At 72.1% G+C, this 17,140-nt stretch carries 10 protein-coding genes; 4 read left to right on the forward strand and 6 right to left on the reverse strand.

Annotated features, from left to right (window positions below; all coding sequences use genetic code 11):
• Positions 1-77 precede the first annotated feature (77 nt).
• The 4 genes from ATL45_RS35485 to ATL45_RS35500 all read right to left on the reverse strand — a co-directional run bounded on the left by ATL45_RS35485 (position 78) and on the right by ATL45_RS35500 (position 7,317).
• Positions 78-1,730, reverse strand: a complete 1,653-nt coding sequence (locus tag ATL45_RS35485) for an ABC-F family ATP-binding cassette domain-containing protein (RefSeq protein WP_093154923.1) — start codon at positions 1,728-1,730, stop codon at positions 78-80.
• A gap of 302 nt (positions 1,731-2,032) precedes the next feature.
• Positions 2,033-5,116, reverse strand: a complete 3,084-nt coding sequence (locus ATL45_RS35490) for a toll/interleukin-1 receptor domain-containing protein (RefSeq protein WP_093154922.1) — start codon at positions 5,114-5,116, stop codon at positions 2,033-2,035.
• Positions 5,113-6,255 (reverse strand): hypothetical protein, encoded by a 1,143-nt coding sequence (locus tag ATL45_RS35495; RefSeq protein ID WP_093154920.1) that lies wholly within the window; start codon positions 6,253-6,255, stop codon positions 5,113-5,115. The genes ATL45_RS35490 and ATL45_RS35495 overlap by 4 nt, the downstream gene beginning before the upstream one ends.
• A 117-nt stretch (positions 6,256-6,372) precedes the next feature.
• Complete coding sequence (locus tag ATL45_RS35500; protein WP_093154919.1) at positions 6,373-7,317, reverse strand: GlxA family transcriptional regulator; 945 nt, start codon at positions 7,315-7,317, stop codon at positions 6,373-6,375.
• A 71-nt stretch (positions 7,318-7,388) separates the two neighbouring features.
• On the opposite strand from ATL45_RS35500, the gene ATL45_RS35505 reads away from it, so the two are divergent.
• The gene (locus ATL45_RS35505; protein WP_093154918.1) at positions 7,389-7,721 is read left to right on the forward strand and encodes a cupin domain-containing protein; all 333 of its coding nucleotides are present in this window, start codon (positions 7,389-7,391) and stop codon (positions 7,719-7,721) included.
• 133 nt (positions 7,722-7,854) lie between these two features.
• Positions 7,855-8,697, forward strand: coding sequence for an SAM-dependent methyltransferase (locus ATL45_RS35510; protein WP_093154987.1), 843 nt, complete (start codon positions 7,855-7,857; stop codon positions 8,695-8,697).
• Positions 8,698-8,751: 54 nt separating this feature from the next.
• Here the strand turns inward: ATL45_RS35510 and ATL45_RS35515 are convergent, their stop codons facing one another.
• The gene (locus ATL45_RS35515) at positions 8,752-14,247 is read right to left on the reverse strand and encodes an ATP-binding protein (RefSeq protein WP_093154916.1); all 5,496 of its coding nucleotides are present in this window, start codon (positions 14,245-14,247) and stop codon (positions 8,752-8,754) included.
• Positions 14,248-14,520: 273 nt separating this feature from the next.
• Here ATL45_RS35515 and ATL45_RS35520 point away from each other — a divergent pair, with 273 nt between their 5' ends.
• The gene (locus tag ATL45_RS35520) at positions 14,521-15,480 is read left to right on the forward strand and encodes a phosphotransferase family protein (protein WP_093154915.1); all 960 of its coding nucleotides are present in this window, start codon (positions 14,521-14,523) and stop codon (positions 15,478-15,480) included.
• Between the two features lie 12 nt (positions 15,481-15,492).
• On the opposite strand, the gene ATL45_RS35525 is transcribed toward ATL45_RS35520, so the two are convergent.
• Positions 15,493-15,807, reverse strand: a complete 315-nt coding sequence (locus tag ATL45_RS35525) for a winged helix-turn-helix transcriptional regulator (RefSeq protein WP_170210561.1) — start codon at positions 15,805-15,807, stop codon at positions 15,493-15,495.
• Between the two features lie 215 nt (positions 15,808-16,022).
• Between ATL45_RS35525 and ATL45_RS35530 the strand changes: the two genes are divergently transcribed.
• Positions 16,023-17,117 (forward strand): oxidoreductase, encoded by a 1,095-nt coding sequence (locus tag ATL45_RS35530; RefSeq protein WP_093154912.1) that lies wholly within the window; start codon positions 16,023-16,025, stop codon positions 17,115-17,117.
• Positions 17,118-17,140: the final 23 nt, after the last annotated feature.

Below are 17,140 nucleotides of genomic sequence, written 5' to 3' on the forward strand. Positions count from 1 at the left end.
CGGCACCGCGAGTCACCCGTTCCAGGTGCGCACGGAGGCGTGAACTCCCCGCGCTCCGGAGAACTCCGATGTCGGTCTCAGCTCATCGCCGTCCTCCTCACCTCCGCCGCCGACGTCGCGCGCAGCCTGCCGTCGAGCAGCATCCACCGGGTGATGCCGATCGATTCGAGGAACGGCACGTCGTGGCTGGCCACGATGAGCGCACCGGCGTAGGCGTCGAGCGCCGCGATCAGCTGGCGGACGCTGGCCATGTCCAGGTTGTTCGTCGGTTCGTCCAGCATGAGCAGCTGCGGCGCGGGTTCGGCGAGCACGAGCGCGGCCAGCGTCGCCCGGAAGCGCTCACCCCCGGACAGCGTCGCCGCCGGCCGGTCGGCCCGGTCCCCGGTGAACAGGAAGCGGGCGAGCCCGGCCCGGATCTGGTTGTTGGTCGATCCGGGCGCGAACCGCGCCACGTTCTCGGCGATGCTCGCGTTGTCCGCGAGGACGTCGAGGCGCTGGGGCAGGAAGCGCAGCGGAACGTGCCCGACGACCTCCCCGGCGAGCGGTGCCAGCTCACCGGCGATGGTGCGCAGCAGCGTCGTCTTGCCGGAGCCGTTGCGCCCGACCAGCGCGATCCGCTCCGGCCCGTGCACGTCGAAATCGCCCGGCGCTCGGGCTCCGTGGCGCAGGTGCAGGCCACGCGCCGTCAGCACGGTGCGTTCTGACGGCACCGCGGTGCGCGGGAGGTCGACCCGGATCTCGTCGTCGTCGCGCACCGCATCGGAGGCCTCGGCCAGCCGTTGCTCGGCTTCGGCGAGCTTCGTCTCGTGCATGATGCGGTGCTTGCCCGCCGACACCTGGGCCGCGCGCTTGCGCTGGGCCATCACCGCCTTGGGCTCGCGCTTGGTGTCCCACATCTTCTGTCCGTAGCGCTTGCGCCGGGCCAGCTTGACGTGGGCATCGGCGAGTTCCCGCTTCTGCTTGCGCAGATCGGTCTCCGCGACGCGCATCATCCGCTGCGCCGCCTCCTGCTCGACCGCGAGAACTTCCTCGTAGGCGGCGAGGTTGCCTCCGTACCAGCTGATCTCACCGTCGCGCAGGTCGGCGATCCGGTCCACCCGGGCCAGCAGCTCGCGGTCGTGGCTGACCACGACCAGCACTCCGGGCCAGGCTGCGACCGCCGAGCACAGCCGCTGACGGGCTAACAGGTCGAGGTTGTTGGTGGGCTCGTCGAGCAGCAGAACGTCCGGCCGCTCCAGCAGCAGCGCCGCCAGCCGCAGCAGCACCGACTCGCCGCCGGAGACCTCGCCGATCGTCCGGTCCAGGCCGATGTGCCCCAGCCCGAGCTCTTCGAGCACGGCGACGGCCCGCTCCTCGACGTCCCAGTCCTCGCCCACCGCCGCGAAGTGCTCCTCGCGCACGTCACCGGCGTGGATGGCGCGCAGCGCAGCGCGGATCCCGGCGATGCCCAGCGCTTCGTCGACGCGCAGTCCGGTGTCGAGCGAGACGTTCTGCGGCAGGTAGCCGACTTCGCCGCAGAGGCGAACCTCGCCACCGGTGGGCGTAAGCTCACCGGCCAGCAGCTTGAGCAGCGTGGACTTGCCCGACCCGTTGAGCCCGATCAGCCCGGTGCGGCCGGGACCGAACGCCGCTTGCAGGCCGTCGAAGACGCGGCCGCCGTCGGGCCATTCGAAGCTGAGCTCGACGCAGCCGGCACTGGCGATGGTGGACGGGGATGCGGAAGATGACATGGAGGACTCCCGAGGTCCGGATCGAACGGTGTGCGCAACACGTTCGAGACGCCGCGAGCGACAAGCGGTGCAGGAGAGGTCCATGCCCGGACACGGGGAGGAGGACGATTCGCATCGCAGAGGTCGCACACCGGATCGGGCTCAGCACGAGCCACGACACAACGGCATCTCAGACCTCAGATGACCAACGTCCTACTCCAAACCGACGGCAACAGAAGCACGGTCAAGCTACCTCCGCGCCGGAACCGGCGTCAACGGAATTAACTCCGGACGAATCTCGCGTGGTGGCCGGGCGCGGGAAGTCACACCGCGCATTCCGGGGCGGAGTGGATGGAGCAGAGCTGCTGCCGCAGGGCTTGGACGGACACCGGGATCTGGATGGTGCTGTTCGATTCCGTCCGGCCCGCGCGGTAGAGGGACACGATCAGCGCGTCGCCGACGCGGCGGGCGGCGACGCGCTCGACGTCGTCGGCACCCGCATCCCGGAAGGGGTTGAAGTCGGAGGCGACCAGCCGACCGGTTTCCGCGTCGAACAGCTCGAACTCGCCCCCGGCGCCGACCGCCAGGACCAGCGTTCCGCCGTCCACCGGTTGTGCGGCCACCAGCCGGGGCAGTCTGGTGGCCAGGAGCAGCGTCCGGTTCCAGCGCTCGCCGGCACGCTGGTGCAGCGACAGCGAGCGGACGCCCGGGACGTAGTTCACCGCCAGTTGCCCGCTCTCGTCGAAGGATGTGGTGGCCTGGGACGCAGGAAGTCCCGGTCCGTCCACTGTGGTCGTATTGGTTCCGGTGTCGCGGGACCAGGTGGTCAGCGTGATCCGGTCACCTGAGCGCGCGACGATCCGCCCGGTGCCTGCGCCGATGTCGTAGGACAGGATCTCCTGCTCCGGGGCGCGGGTGACGGCCTGCCCGTCCCGGCAGTCGATGAATTGCCCGTCATCGGTGCGGGCCACTGGGAGCTGCGCTTCGGCGTCAGCGCGTGAGCTGGTGAAGGCCGGGCCCGGCAGGTACGTCACGTCACGCCCGGCGCAGGCGGCTGACGGCACCACCGCCGAACCGTCGACCAGCCACACCGGCTGCGCTGTGCCGGGGCTGACGTCCCGCACGGCCGCGCCGGTACCGTCGGGTTTCGCGGCGAGCAGGTCGGTGATCTCCGGCAGCGGCACCCGCGTCGTCCCGCCGCTGCCGCCGACGATCAGCAGATCTTCATTGCGGGCGAAGACCTCCCGCTCGCCCAGCGCGGTCACGGCGCCGCGCTGCTCGCCGCTGACGTCCCACGGCTTCAGCAGCGCATCGTCGGATTCGGTGGAGAGGACCTCGATGGCGAATCCCGGCGTCAGCAGAGCCACCCGAGTCGTTCCCGTCGAGGGAACGGCGGGGCCCGGCACGACCTGGTCGGTGACGAGCGTTTCCCGCAGCGTCATCGGCTCGTGGCCGAGATCCGGGAGCACCGACAGCGATCGACCGACCGCGAAGGCATCGCACGCGGGACTGAACAGGCCGTGCCCGTCGACCGGCCAGGGCTCGGCACCGCTACCGACCACCTGCGCCTCGCCCGGGAAGTCCGCGTCGAGCATGACCGCGGTGCGATCCCGGCAGCGGGCGATGACCGGATCGAAGTCCGCTGCGGGCGACCGGCCGATCTCGCCCGGCAGCTCCTTGCCGCTCCACGCGACCTCCGCGTCCGGAAGCGGCGAGCTGAACACCGGCCGACCCGGTCCTGGTGGTCGCACCACGGTGGCGGTGACGCCGAGCACTGCGACGAAGTGCCCGCCTGCCAACGGTTCCAACCTGGTCCGGTACGGGGTCCGGCCGATGTTCTCCCCGTGGGTGTCGGCGATCCTCGTCCGCCGGTCGTCCTGCGTCCAGCCGATGGTGCCGTCGGCGGTGATCCACGCGAGAACACCGGTCATCCGGTTGAAACCGTCCAGCAGCGGGGCGACGTCGACGGCGTCGGCGGGAACGGTCAGCGTCCGCACCGCCGGAACGCCGCCGGGCAGCGTGAGCACACCCCATTCCGCTCCGCCTCCGCCGAGCAGGAAACCGCCCTGGCCATCGGCGAACCGCACCGACCACCCGGGCGGGGCCGAAACCGGCAGCCGCCGCCCACCCGCGACCGCGGTGACGCCCGCCGGTCCGGAAACGGCGGCAGCTCTGGCCGAGGGATGCGCCGCGACGTTGTCGACGCCCTCGAAGACCACTGGTTCTCCGCTGCTGCCAACGAAATGCGCCACGCCCTGCGGCTTGTCGAGCAGGATGACGCCCTCGGCGAAGGGATGAACCTCGCACGACGCACCGCTGCTCAGCCGCGCGGTCTTCGCCTCGCCGATCTCGGCCATCACCGGCCCGGCCGCGCTGCAGCCCACGAGGCGGTTGCCGACGAAGACGACGTCCCGGAGTTCGGCGGCATCCGCGGTGATCGACGCCACGAGCCGACCGGTGGTGAGCTCCCACACCCGCAGCGCTGAGGTGCCCGGGACCCGGTCCGCGCCCCAGGCCGCCAGCATGGTGTTGTCGTCGGAGAAGACCGCCCCGCTGGCCGGGTGCCCGGTCTCGGATTCCGGGTACACCAGCGCACGCACCAGCCGACGCGCGGACTCCGACACCGCGAGCATCGCCGAGCGGACGGTCGAGCTGTCGCTGCGGTTCGCGGCAGCCAGCGCGCGCTGGATGGCCAGCGTCGGCGAGCTCTGCGCGGTCAGCAGCGCTTCGGAGGCATCGGCCTGCGCTTCGGCCAGCTCGGCCTTGCGCACCGCCATGCGCTGACCGCTGACCGCCGCAACCGCCCCGACGGCCGCGACGGCGAACAGCAGCACCATCACCACGGCGACAGCGGTGATGGTGCGCCTCCGGCCGCGCTGGTAGCGCGCTTCCTCCAGCAGGTACTCGTTGGCGTCGATGTCCATCAGCGCCGCGCACAACCCGGCCAGGGCCTCGTGGTCCCGGCGCTGCGCCGGGCCGGTGAGGTCGATCCACTTCTGCTCGTCCGGGAACACCTCGCGCAGCGGTGCGGGCAGCGCTTCGGCATCGGCGAACGTGCCGCGGTCGGCGTCCCAGGCCAGGTTCAGCTCCGGGTCCAGCCGGACCAGGAACAACCGCTGCGGGCTACCGCCACCGGCGAGCCAGAGCTCGATCTCCTGCGCCACCCAGGAGGATCGGACGGTCGTGCGGTCCAGCAGCACGATCAGGCACCGGGATTGCGCGAGCGCGCTGCGGATCTCGCCGCCGAGCGATCCCGGCCGCAGGTCGGAGGTGTCCAGGTAGACGGCGAAATCCGCGCCTGCATCATGCCTTTTGGCGATCGCGTGCAGAACGTGCTTGAGGCGCTTCGCCTCTCGCCGCGCGGGACTGTGGTAGCTGATGAACGCGTGGTAGCGCTGCCCGGTCATGACCCTGCACAAGCCGCCGAAGCGGGCATTCCGAGGCTGATCCGGCTGTAGTCGCCCAGGACGTGCCCGGAGACCCTGCGGAGCACGATGTCACCGTCCGGGCTGCTGCCCTCCGGGTTGCTGGGGTTCACGGTCTGCACGACGTGGTCGCAGCCCGGGCCGACCTGCCGCGTCGAAATCGCCTGGTGCCCACCGGAATCCGCTGGCGCTCCCGTCTCGGGGTCGATGGCGCGCTGCCAGACCTCCGGCTCCGGGTCGCAGACCTCGCCGGGATCGCGGACGACGTGCAGCTCGCCGGTGGCGAGCAGCGTCTCGCCCGCCCAGACCAGATCCGTCAGCTCGAACCAGGGGTCCGGGTCGTCGGGGCTGGTGCCCGGCACGGCGGGTTCGACCTCGCGCACGCGCAGCGTCGCCAGGTCGACGATCACCGGTTCGTACGGGTTGGTGCAGTATCCGCTGGAACCACCGACTCCGACCGCGAGCAGCCGACCGTCCGGGGAGACCGCGGAGCGGCCGAGCAATCCGTCGACCTTCGTGCTGCCCAGCAGCTGGCCGGCGTAGTCGTACTGCGCGATCACCGAAGGACCGCGCCGGTTGCCGCCGTCGCGGGCCAGGTAGCCCACCGTGATCCTGTCCTCGTCGGCGGCCAGCGTCACCGGGGACTCGGTGTTTTCCGCCAGACTGGTGCTCGCGCGTTCCTGCAGCCGTTGCGCGGGAACGACGCGCTCCGCGGACAGCTCGTGGTCGTAGAGCACCAGGTCGAACCCGTTGTCCGGGGCGTGGTTCGTCCTGGTCGTCACGATGTCGGTATCGGTGACAGCCACTCCGGTGCACTCCGCGCAGTCCCGCACGACCGGCTCCGCGCCGCGGGCCACGACGACCACGCGGTCGGCGTAGACCACGACGGCCCGTGCCGAGTCCAGCGGCGCCGCGATCTCGGCATCGCTGTCGCCGGGCGGGAAGAAAGAAGCCTCGGACGTGCCGAAACCGGGCACCTGCTGAGTCCAGTCGGCGCCCACCAGGGTGAGCCCGTCCGCGCCGGTAGCCACCGCGAAATCCGGCGCGGAAGCGGCAGAACCGCAGGAGGCCAGCAGGACGGTGCTCAAGATCAGCCCGCCGACGACGCGTTTCCGGTCCATCCCCACCCACGCTCCCGTCCGCCACCGGGCCACCCGATCAGCTGCCCGCGAGCTGATCGAGATTACCGTGCGGAGGCGTCCCGAAACAGCAAGTCACGGCCAAAGACCGCCTGGCCGCTAGGCGGTCCGGAAAGCCCTGCGGTAGGCACCGGGAGTCGTTCCCAGCGCGTCGAGGAAGCGCCGGCGGAGGTTGGTCGCCGAGGAGAGGCCGACGCGGTGCGCGATGGCCTCCAGCGTGAGATCGGAGTTCTCCAGCAACTCCCGCGCCGCGGCCAGCCGCTGGGTCAGCAGCCACTGCCCGGGGCCGGTGCCGAGCTGATCGGTGAACCGGCGGTTGAGCGTGCGCGAGGAGACACCCGCCCGCGCCGCCAGGTCCTCGACGCCGAGCGGTTCGCCGAGCCGCTCCATCGCCCACTCCAGCAGCGGCGCCAGGGAACCGTCCATCTGGACCGGGTGCGCCGGAGCCGAGTACTGCAGCTGCCCGCCCTCGCGGTGCGGTGGCATGACCATGCTCCGCGCCACGTGCGCGGCGTACGCGGCACCCTGGTCGGCCCGCACCAGGTGCAGGCACAGGTCGATGCCCGCACCCGCGCCCGCGCTGGTGGCCACGTCGCCGTGATCGACGTAGAGCACGTCGTGGTCGACCTGCACCGCCGGGAAGGACTCGGCCAGTTCGGCCGTGCGCGCCCAGTGCGTCGTCGCACGCCGGCCGTCCAGCAGTCCGGTGTGCGCCAGCGCGAAAGCACCGGAGCAGATGCTGACCAGCCGTGCTCCTCGCTCGTGCGCGCGCCGCAGGGCGCGGACGACTTCGGGCACGGGTGCCTTCTCCGCGGGCGGCCAGCCCGGGATGATCACGGTGTCCGCCCGGTCGAGCGCTTCGAGGCCGTCGGTCACGAGCATGGCGTAACCCGCGCGCGTGGCGACCGGCCCGGGCTGCTCGGCGCACACGCCGAAGGTGTAGCGCTTCGGAACTCCCCGGGCCTCCAAGCCGAACACCTCTGCCGCGCAGCCGAGCTCGAACGTCGACTGCGGTGCGCGAACCAGCGCGACCACTCGATGCATGGCAGAAAAGTACCGCAAGATGTCTTTTCCGACACTCGGCGCCGGGGTGATCGCCGATGAGACTTGGCGCCATGAGGAAAGACCTGAACATGACCGGCTACGCGTGGTCCTCCGCGCAGGACTCCCCCGCCCGCGAGATCTTCCCGGGCATCCGCCACCGCCAGCTGTGGCGCGGGGACGCAGGCGCGACGGCGAACGTGCTCGAGATGGACCCGGGCACCTGCTGGGAGGGGATCGACGTGCACGAACCGGGCCCCGAGGAGGTCTTCGTGGTGTCGGGCACCTTCAACGACGGAGTCCGCGACTACCCGGCGGGCTCGTTCATCCACGCCCCGGCGGGTTCCTCGCACATCCCGCAGACGACGACCGGCTGCACGCTGTTCGTCTTCTACCCCGAGGGCTGAACCGCCGGTCCGGCCGTCCGCGAGCCACCGGCCCGCGGACGGCCGGAGCGGCACTGCTCCGCACACCGCAGCGCGGATCTGCTGTTCAGACTAATAGCACCAGGTCGGGAGCCGACCGGTTACCGTGGGCGACATGCATCAGAACTCCCGGGACGCGGAGTTGGCGGCCAGGGTCTCGCACGCGGACCTGGACAACCCCAACATCGCACGCATGTACGACTACCTGCTCGGCGGATCGGCCAACTTCGCGATCGACCGGGAAACCGCGGAGCGGGCCCTGGAGTTCGCCCCGACGGAACGGGACTACTGCTACATCAACCGCGGTTTCCTCGGCCGCACGGTGCGCTTCCTGACCACCGAGGTCGGCATCGACCAGTTCATCGACCTCGGCTCCGGCGTGCCGACGGTCGGCAACGTGCACGAGATCGCCCACGCGCACAACCCGGAGGCCCGGGTGGCCTACGTGGACTGGGAGGCCGTCGCCTGCCACCACGCGCGGCACCTGCTCGGCGGCGACGAGCGGGTCACCGTCACCGAGGCCGACGTCTGCGATCCCGACTCGGTGCTCAACGCCCCGGGCGTGGCCGGCCTGCTGGACTTCTCCCGTCCGGTGGCGGTCCTGGCCTTCGGCATCCTCGACATCATCCCGAGCCCCGACGGCGCGTCGCTGGTGGCCCACTACCGGGACGCCTGCGTGCCGGGCAGCGCGCTGGCGGTGTCCAACAACGCCCAGCTGAGCCGCACCGACGAGGAGATCGCCGAGCTGCGCGCGCTGCTGGCCGAGACCTCCACCCCGCAGATGCACATCCGCAACGCCGACGAGGTCGCCGCGCTCTTCCCCGGCTACACCCTCGTCGAGCCCGGCGTGGTGCCCGCCGCCTACTGGCGTCCCGACCAGCCGGTGGACGACGCGGCGGCGCGCCGCGGCAACGTCCTGGGCGCCGTCGGCTTCCTCGACCCGAAGCCCACCGCCTGACCCCGCCCGGCGGGCCGGGCGAGCGACGAGGGGTCTCGTCGCTCGCCCGGTGCCTCAGCCCTGCTTCGCCAGCCCGCGCTCGACGGCGGCGATGATGTCCGGGCGCAGCCGCTCCGGCTGGACGATCGCGTCCACCGACCCGACCTCCACCGCGCGCTGGATGGAGTGCACCGAGTCGAACTCCGCGGCCACCGCGCCGAGCTTCTCGGCCCGTACCGACGAGCGCAGTTCCGCCAGCTCGGTGGCCAGCGTGGCGCGCTCGACGTCGGTGGCAGCGGCCACCCGGGCCTCCAGCTCCTGCACCCGCGGGTCCTTCGCGGTGCGCGCGTTGACCTCGCCCGCGAAGACCACGGCCGCCGCCGGCGCCCCGCCGATGACCGAGGCGAACGAGCCGTCCACGGCCAGCACGGTCATGTTCGGGTTGAGCGCCTTGGAGAACACCACGAACGCCCCGCCGTGGTAGCGCGAGATCACGCAGAACACGATCGGGCCCTCGAAGTTCACCACCGCGCGGCCGATCTCGGCGCCGTACTCCAGCTGCAGCGCGCGCATCGACTCCGGCGAGCCGTCGAAGCCGGACAGGTTGGCCAGCACCACCAGCGGCCGGTTCCCGCTCGCCGCGTTGATCGCCCGGGCGACCTTCTTCGACGAGCGCGGGAACAGCGTGCCGGAGGTGTAGGTGTCCGGGCCGTCGGTGGGCGGGAAGCCGCGGCGCGGCACCGACCGCGACTCGATCCCGACCAGGCAGACCGGCAGCCCGCCGAGGTGCGCGTCCTGCACCACGGCCGTCTCCGCGTCCGCCATGCCCGCCCAGCGCTCCAGCACCGGGTGGTCCTGGTCGGCGATGGCCCGCATCACCGTGCGGATGTCGAAGGGCTTCTTGCGGTCCGGGTTGGTCGCCGCGGAGAAGATCTCGCCCACCGTGGTGAAGTCGCTGCCGACCACCGCGTGCGGGAAGCCCGAGACGTCCCGGTCGACCGGGTCGGCCGTCCGCGCGCGGCGCGGCGCGGTCTCGCCCGGCACCACGTAGGTGTGGTCGTAGTGCCCCATCAGCACGCGCCGGGCGCCGGCGAGGTCGGCCGCCCAGTACTGGGCCTGGCCGTTCGGGCCCATCACGCGGTCGTAGCCGCCGATGCCGAAGTTGTCCTCCGCCGAGACACCGCCGGAGAAGTCCAGCGACTGCTTGCCGGTGAGCACCATCGCCGAATCCGGTGTCATCACCAGGATTCCCTTGGTGTGCATCAGCATCGTGGCCTCGGCGTTCCAGTACGGCTGGGCGCCCACGTTGATGCCGGCCACCACGACGTTGATCTCACCGCCGTCCTGGGTGAAGTGCACGATCCGCTTCAGCGCGGCGGCCACCCAGTCCATGTTCTCGGTGCCGGAGTCCATCGAGATCCGGGCACCGGCCGACAGCGCGTACCACTCCACCGGAACGCCCTCGCGCTCGGCGAGGTCCAGTGCGGCGATCACCCGCGAGCACTCCGGTTCGGAGAGCGCGCCGAGCGCCTTGGTCGGGTCGCCCAGCAGCACCACGCGCTTGACGCCCTCCGGGTAGCGCTCGGTCGGCGAGCTGGCCACCCCGGCCACGATGCCCGACTCGTTGAGGCCCTTGGGCCGGTCGACCGGGACCAGCGCGCCGGTGTCGTCCAGGTCGTGCTCGACGAACGTCCCGTCGGCACCGGCCACCACGTCGATCAGCTCGTAGGGGTAGACGTTCCCGCGCCGCCGGGCGCGCAGCACCTTCTGGCCGTAGTCGTCCAGCGGCTGGATCGGCTCGGTCGGCGGCTCCGTCAGCTCGATGGTCAGCCCGGCGCCCGCCCCGTAAGCCAGCCGCAGCGCGACCTCGTCGAGGTCCCCGGTGGCCGGGTCCTGCTGCCTGCCGAGGTAGAGGACTTCCTCCAGCCCGGCGCCGGCGGTGCGCGGCGCGACCCGCGCGGCCACCGCGGTGAGGGCCTGCTCGTCGATGTCGCTCGACGGCCACACGTAGAGCACGATCCGGTTGGCGTCGAGCCGCTTCTTGGCCGGCCGCTGGGCCTGGACCCGGCGGATCGCGTCCAGGCAGGCGTCCAGCACCGCCTCAGCGGCGGGCAGCGCCACGACCCGGCCGTCGGAGTCGCGCAGCGGCGTCAGGTCGCGGATCTGGGCCATCGCGACGAGGCGCTCGTCGGCCGGGTTCTCCGGCGCGACGCACCGGAGCAGGTGGACGTCCTCGTCGGCCGACGGCAGCCGGGTGATGTCGAAGTTCTCCAGCCGGTGCAGCTGCAGCCGCTGGGCGACGAGCGGGTGCAGGCCGCGGATGATGCGCTCCTCGACCAGGCCGTCCTCGCCCGGGCGGAAGGTGAAGTGGTGGTGCATCGTGGTGCCGCGCCGGCCCGCCACCGTGGTCGTCACCCGCCGCAGCCGCTCCGGCAGCGGCAGCCCGGCCAGCGCCTTGCCCAGCGCGGCGGCGGCCTCGTCCGGGTCCGCGGGCTGGTCGTTCCAGGCCAGGTAGATGTCGGCGACCAGCTCGGCCGACGGGGTGGCCGTCTCGGCGACCGCCCGCACAGCGTCGGCTAGGCCGGTGAACTCGGCGGCCGTGGCGACCAGCTGCAGGCGCTGGCCGTCCAGGTCGTACTCGGCGGTGACCAGCGAGCGGTCCCCGGAGCGCAGGCACTGGAGGTCCTCCAGCGACCGGTCCCGGTAGTAGCGCCTGCTGAGCACCTCCAGCAGCGGCCCGTGGTCGGATCCGTCGCGGTCCATCCGCTGGCCGAGCAGCCGCACCAGCGGTTCCGGGCTGGCCACCATGGCGGCGATGCGCTCCGCGCGGTCCGGCGCGGCGGGGTTCTCGTCGAGGTGGCGCAGGTGCCTGCGCACGTCGGTGTAGACCTCGGCGCGGGTGCGCCGCAGCATCGGCTGGGCGAACCAGCGGAACACCAGGCTGCGCGCGAGGTCGCCGACGACCGGGAACCGCACCTGGGTCGCCACGATCAGGTGCTCCAGGGCGTGGCCCACGGTCTCGCGCACCGAAGCCGGCGGCACCGGTTCGGTGAGCCACTGCTTCAGCAGCGTGGTGACCACGGCAACGTCGGAGGCGGCGCGCTGCTGGGCCAGGAAGATGCGGAAGACCGCTTCCTCCAGTGCGGGCGTGCGGTCCAGGCCGTCGACGCCGTAGTGCCCGACGACGCGGGTGAGCCGGTTCTGGAAGGTCTCCGGGAGCCCGGCGCGCTCGACGTCGAGGCTCTGCAGGTAGCTGTGGAAGAACTCGCGCGGGCTGTGCACCTGCACGTCGGCGGTGGAGTCCTGCGCGGCGGGCTTGTTGCGGCTCAGCTCCGAGAGGTCGGCGAAGACCCACAGCAGGTCGACCTCGCCGGTCAGCGGGCGGTCGCCGTCGGCGGTGACCTCGGCGCGCGCGGCCAGGTAGTCGGCCAGCACGCGCTGCTGGTCGTGCGGGTCGACGTCGAAGCCGAGCAGGCGGCTGCGCAGGTCCTGCAGCCCGCGCTGCACCCGGTCCGCCGCCGAGACGCCGGTGGGCTCGTCCGGCAGCGCGATGTCGGCGGCCTGGCTGGCGGCGGTCGCGGACTCCTCGCCGTCCTCCTCGACCGGTTCCAGGCGCAGCAGCGGAGCACCGGTCTCCACCTGGCTGCCGATCGAGACCAGGCATTCGCGCACCTTGGCGCGGAACGGTGCGCGCAGCACCGTCTCCATCTTCATGGCCTCCAGGACGAGCACCGGTGCCCCGGCCTCGACCTCGTCGCCGACCTCCAGCGGCGTGGCGACCACCAGCGCGGGCGACTGCGAGCGCAGCACGCCGCCCTCGTCGCGGCTGATCCGGTGCGTCACGCCGTCCACCTCGACCAGGTGGATCGGGCCGTGCGTGCTGGTGACCAGCCGGAACCGCTGCCCGTTGACCACGAGCTGGCCGGTGGCGGCGTCGTAGCGCTCGAGCTCGGCGTCGACCATGCGCACGTCGTCGCCGTTGGCGAAGCCGACGCGGTAGCGCTGCGGGCCCACCTGGGCGACCAGCACCCGGTAGCTCGCGCCGCGCAGCTTGAGGTCGATCGCGCGGCCGCCCTCGTGCTGGACCTGCGGGCGGCCGCCGTGCGCGGTGGACAGCAGCCGCTGCAGCTCGACCTGCGCCTCGTCCTCGTAGGCCTCGATCGCGGCGGCGGCCAGCGCGACCCCGGAGCCGCTGTCGCACACCAGGCGGCCCTGTTCGCGGACCCGGTCGATCCAGCCGGTGTCGGCGCTGCCGTCGATCACCTCGGGCTCGCCGAGCAGGTCGAGCAGGAAGCTCTTGTTGGTGGTGCCGCCCTCGATGATCACCGTCGTCTGGGACAGCGCGCGCCGCAGCCTGCCCAGCGCCTCGTCCCGGTCGCGGCCGTAGGCGATGATCTTGGCGATCATCGAGTCGAAGTCGGCGGGGATGGTGTCGCCCTCGCTCACCCCGGTGTCGACGCGGATACCGGGACCGGCGGGCAGGTCGAGCAGCGCGATCCGGCCGGGCGCGGGCGCGAAGTCGCGGTCCGGGTCCTCGGCGTTGAGGCGGGCTTCGACCGCGTGCCCGATCTCGGCCGGGATCTCGCCTTCGAGCTTGCCGCCCGCGGCCACGTGCAGCTGCGCCTTGACCAGGTCCACGCCGGTGGTGGCCTCGGTGATCGGGTGCTCCACCTGCAGCCGGGTGTTGACCTCCAGGAAGGCGAACAGCTTCTCGGCGGGCTGGTAGAGGAACTCGACGGTCCCGGCGCCGCGGTAGTCCGCGGCCAGCGCCAGCCGCTCGGCGGCGGCCTTGAGCTCGCGCACCTGCTCGGCGCCGAGCACCGGCGACGCCGATTCCTCGATGACCTTCTGGTTGCGGCGCTGCACCGAGCAGTCCCGGACGCCCAGCGCCCAGGCCGTGCCCTGGCCGTCGGCGATCACCTGGACCTCGACGTGGCGGGCACCGGTGACCAGCCGCTCCAGGAACAGCACGCCGCTGCCGAAGGCGCGCTCGGCTTCGAGGCTGGTGCGTTCGTAGGCCTCCGCCAACTCGTCCTCGGAGTGGATGACGCGGATACCGCGCCCGCCACCGCCCGCGGTGGCCTTGAGCATCAGCGGGTAGCCGATCTCCTTCGCGGCGTGCAGCGCACCGTCGAGGTCGGCCACCGCGCCGCGGCTCCAGGGCGCCACCGGCACGCCGGCCTCCTCGGCGAGGAGCTTCGCGCCGATCTTGTCACCGAGCCTGCGCATGGCCTCGGGGCTCGGACCGATGAAGGTCACGCCCAGCTTCTCGCAGAGCTCGGCGAACGCCGGGTCCTCGGCCACGAAGCCCCAGCCGACCCACACCGCGTCGGCGCCGGTCTCGCGCAGGGCGCGCTCCAACACGTCCAGGTCCAGGTAGGGGCGCGCGGACGCCGGGCCCAGCAGGTAGCCGATATCCGCCTCTCGGACGAAGGTGGAGGTGGCGTCCACATCGGTGTGGAGCGCGATCGTCCGGATCGACGCCGTGCCCTCGGCGTTGACCTCCCGGACGGCGTGGATCAGCCGCACGGCGGCCTCTCCCCTGTTCACGATGGCGATACGACTGAACACCGAGCCTCACATCTTCGACAACACGAGAAAGGCGACGACCCGGAGCGGAACGTCGCCGAACTTGACCTCAACCCTGCCTGATGCCGCCCCGTTGTGAGAGGAGCAACGCGCCAGCATTCGCGACCAAGATTTGTAGGGTCCCGCCAAAAGCCCCGGCCCCGGGCCCGCCGCCGGCGGCGGCAGCGCGAGGAGATCACTCGATCAAGCACCGGCTGCGAGCGCCCGGCGACGCACTGCGCACGCGGGCAGGAGGGCGCTCCTAGACTCGACGGGGTGCTGCCCGACCTCGGCGAGATCACTTCGGACGAGTCCTACGCCGACCGCCGCAACGACCTCGGGTTCTGGGAGCCCTGGGTGCGGCGCGGCCTGGACTCGCTCGGCTTCCCGCAGCCGGGTGAGCTCCGGAGCCCCGGTGAGAGCACGAACCCGGTGTTCATCGGCGACAACGGACTCGTGGTGAAGCTCTACGGGGAGTTCTGGTGCGGGCCGAGCAGCCTCGAATGCGAGGCCGCAGCTTACCGGGTGCTCGCCGGGCACGAGCTGCCCGTTCCGGCGCTGCTCGGCCGCGGTGAGCTCCGGCCGGACGCCACCGGGTGGAGCTGGCCGTTCCTGGTGCTCTCGGTGGCCGAAGGCCGGCCCTGGCAGCGCGCGACCGCCGAGATGGACCGGGCCGCCGAGCTGGCGCTGGCCTGCCGGGTGGGCGAACTGCTGGGACGGCTGCGGCGAATCCCGCTCACCGGCAGCGAAGTCCTGCACCCGGCCGCGTTCGCCGACCTGCTGCGGGAGCGCGCGGCGGCGACCGCTGCCGATCACCGCGAGTGGAAGCACCTGTCCCCCGGGCTCGTCGACGCCATCGACGACTTCCTGCCCGAGGCGGCCGAGCTGCTGGGCGGCAGCCCCGAGTTCGTCCACGGCGACCTGCACGCGGGCAACCTCTTCGTCGACCCGGAGCGCGGTGAGGTCACCGGGCTGATCGACTTCAACGACGTCCACGCCGGGGACTTCCGCTACGGCCTCGTGCAGCTGCACCTCAGCACCTTCCGCGCCGACCGGGAGCTGCTCGCGGCGGCGCTGCGCGGCGCGGACTGGCCGGTCGCGCCGACCTTTCCGCAGGAGATGCTGGCCTTCACGTTCCTGCACGACTTCGACGTGTTCGAGCGGACACCGCTCGACCTGACCGGCGTCACCGACCTGACCGAGCTCGCCGAGCTGCTGTGGGGCGTCGACCGGTGAGCGCGCCGCCGGTCACGGGCGGCGCTGCTCCCGGTACCACGCGCCCCACTCCTCCAGCCGCTGGAGGATGTCCTCCAGGCTCTTGCCGATCGTGGTCAGGCTGTACTCGACCTTCGGCGGGACCTGCGCGTACACGGTGCGGAGCACGATGCCGTCGGCTTCGAGCTCGCGCAGCTGCCGGGTCAGCATCCGCTGGGTGATCGACGGCAGCGCCCGCTTGAGCTCGCCGAACCGCTGCGGCCCTCCGGTGAGGTAGTTGAGGATGGCCATCTTCCACTTGCCGCCGACCACCTCCATCGCCGCCTCGACGGTGCAGTACTCGGGCATCTCCGAAACGTTCTCCCGCACGAGCCCCGCTCCTCTTCGCCGTCTGCTTCCCGGTTGCCGACCGCGCCACCGCGCAGAACCCGCGTGGCACCTCATTAGTATACAAAATGACACTACGGCACTTCAAAGACCGTACTTGTCCTAGCGCATGTGTGGAGCACAGGATCATTCCGCGTCGTCGAGCACGGCCGCTGTTCACCGAAACGAGGAATGAGATGTCGATTCACCCTGCCCTGACCCCGGTCCGCATCGGCGGGACCGAGCTGCCCAACCGCGCCGTCGTCGCCCCGATGTCGCGGGTCAGCACCTCCGGAGACGGGGTGCCCACCGAGCGGATGGCCGACTACTACCGGGAATTCGCGCTCGGCGGGTTCGGGCTGATCACCACCGAGGGCACCTACACCGACGACCAGCACAGCCAGGCCTACCCGGACCAGCCGGGCCTGACGTCCGAAGCGCACGCGGCGGGCTGGCGCGAGGTCGTGCGCGCCGTGCACGACGCCGGGGGCCGGATCGCACTGCAGCTCATGCACGCGGGAGCCCTCTCACAGCTCGACCGGCCGACGATCGCGCCTTCGGCGGTCGCCCCCAAGGGCGCGAAGATGCCCGCGTACGGCGGCGGCGCCGGGCCGTTCCGGACTCCGGCGGAGGCCACCGAGGCGGAGATCGCCCAGGCCATCGCGGGCTTCGCCGCGACTGCGGCCCGGGCGCGCGAGGCCGGCTTCGACGCGGTGGAGGTGCACGGCGCGAACGGCTACCTCGTCGACCAGTTCATCACCGACTACACCAACCTCCGCTCCGACCGGTACGGCGGCTCGGTGGCGAACCGGGCGCACTTCGCCGCCGAGGTGCTCCGCGCGGTGCGCGCCGCCGTGGGCCCGGAGTTCCCGGTGGGCATCCGGCTTTCGCAGACCAAGGTCAACGACTTCGAGCACCGCTGGCCGGGTGGCGTCGGCGAAGCGGAGGTGATCTTCGGCTCCGTCGCCGCCGCGGGCGCCGATTACCTCCACCTGGCCAGCGAGGGCCGGGACTGGGCCGAGAGCGCTCAGCTCGCCCCGGGCGTGACGATCACGCGGCTGGCCAAGGAGATCACCGGCCTGCCCGTGATCGCCAACGGCGGGATGCACGAGCCCGCGCGAGCGGAACCCCTGCTCTCCGGCGGCGAAGCCGACCTGGTCGCGCTGGGCCGCGGTGCGCTGGCCAACCCCGACTGGCCCCGGCTGCTGGCCGGTGGTGGTCGGCTCCGCGAGTTCGACCGCGCGATGCTCACCCCGGACGTCACGCTCAGCGGTCAGCCCGCCCTGCGCTGATCACCGGCCGGTCCGCCTCCCCG

Origin of the sequence: Saccharopolyspora antimicrobica (assembly GCF_003635025.1) — a bacterium.
Lineage (GTDB): Bacteria > Actinomycetota > Actinomycetes > Mycobacteriales > Pseudonocardiaceae > Saccharopolyspora > Saccharopolyspora antimicrobica.

What these genes read in the sequence shown, in the direction of transcription:
- ATL45_RS35485 (WP_093154923.1), bottom strand. Translation starts at nt 1,730, where the DNA reads ATGTCATCTTCCGCATCCCCGTCCACCATCGCCAGTGCCGGCTGCGTC.
- ATL45_RS35490 (WP_093154922.1), bottom strand. Translation starts at nt 5,116, where the DNA reads ATGACCGGGCAGCGCTACCACGCGTTCATCAGCTACCACAGTCCCGCG.
- ATL45_RS35495 (WP_093154920.1), bottom strand. Translation starts at nt 6,255, where the DNA reads ATGGACCGGAAACGCGTCGTCGGCGGGCTGATCTTGAGCACCGTCCTG.
- ATL45_RS35500 (WP_093154919.1), bottom strand. Translation starts at nt 7,317, where the DNA reads ATGCATCGAGTGGTCGCGCTGGTTCGCGCACCGCAGTCGACGTTCGAG.
- ATL45_RS35505 (WP_093154918.1), top strand. Translation starts at nt 7,389, where the DNA reads ATGAGGAAAGACCTGAACATGACCGGCTACGCGTGGTCCTCCGCGCAG.
- ATL45_RS35510 (WP_093154987.1), top strand. Translation starts at nt 7,855, where the DNA reads ATGCATCAGAACTCCCGGGACGCGGAGTTGGCGGCCAGGGTCTCGCAC.
- ATL45_RS35525 (WP_170210561.1), bottom strand. Translation starts at nt 15,807, where the DNA reads ATGCCCGAGTACTGCACCGTCGAGGCGGCGATGGAGGTGGTCGGCGGC.
- ATL45_RS35530 (WP_093154912.1), top strand. Translation starts at nt 16,023, where the DNA reads ATGTCGATTCACCCTGCCCTGACCCCGGTCCGCATCGGCGGGACCGAG.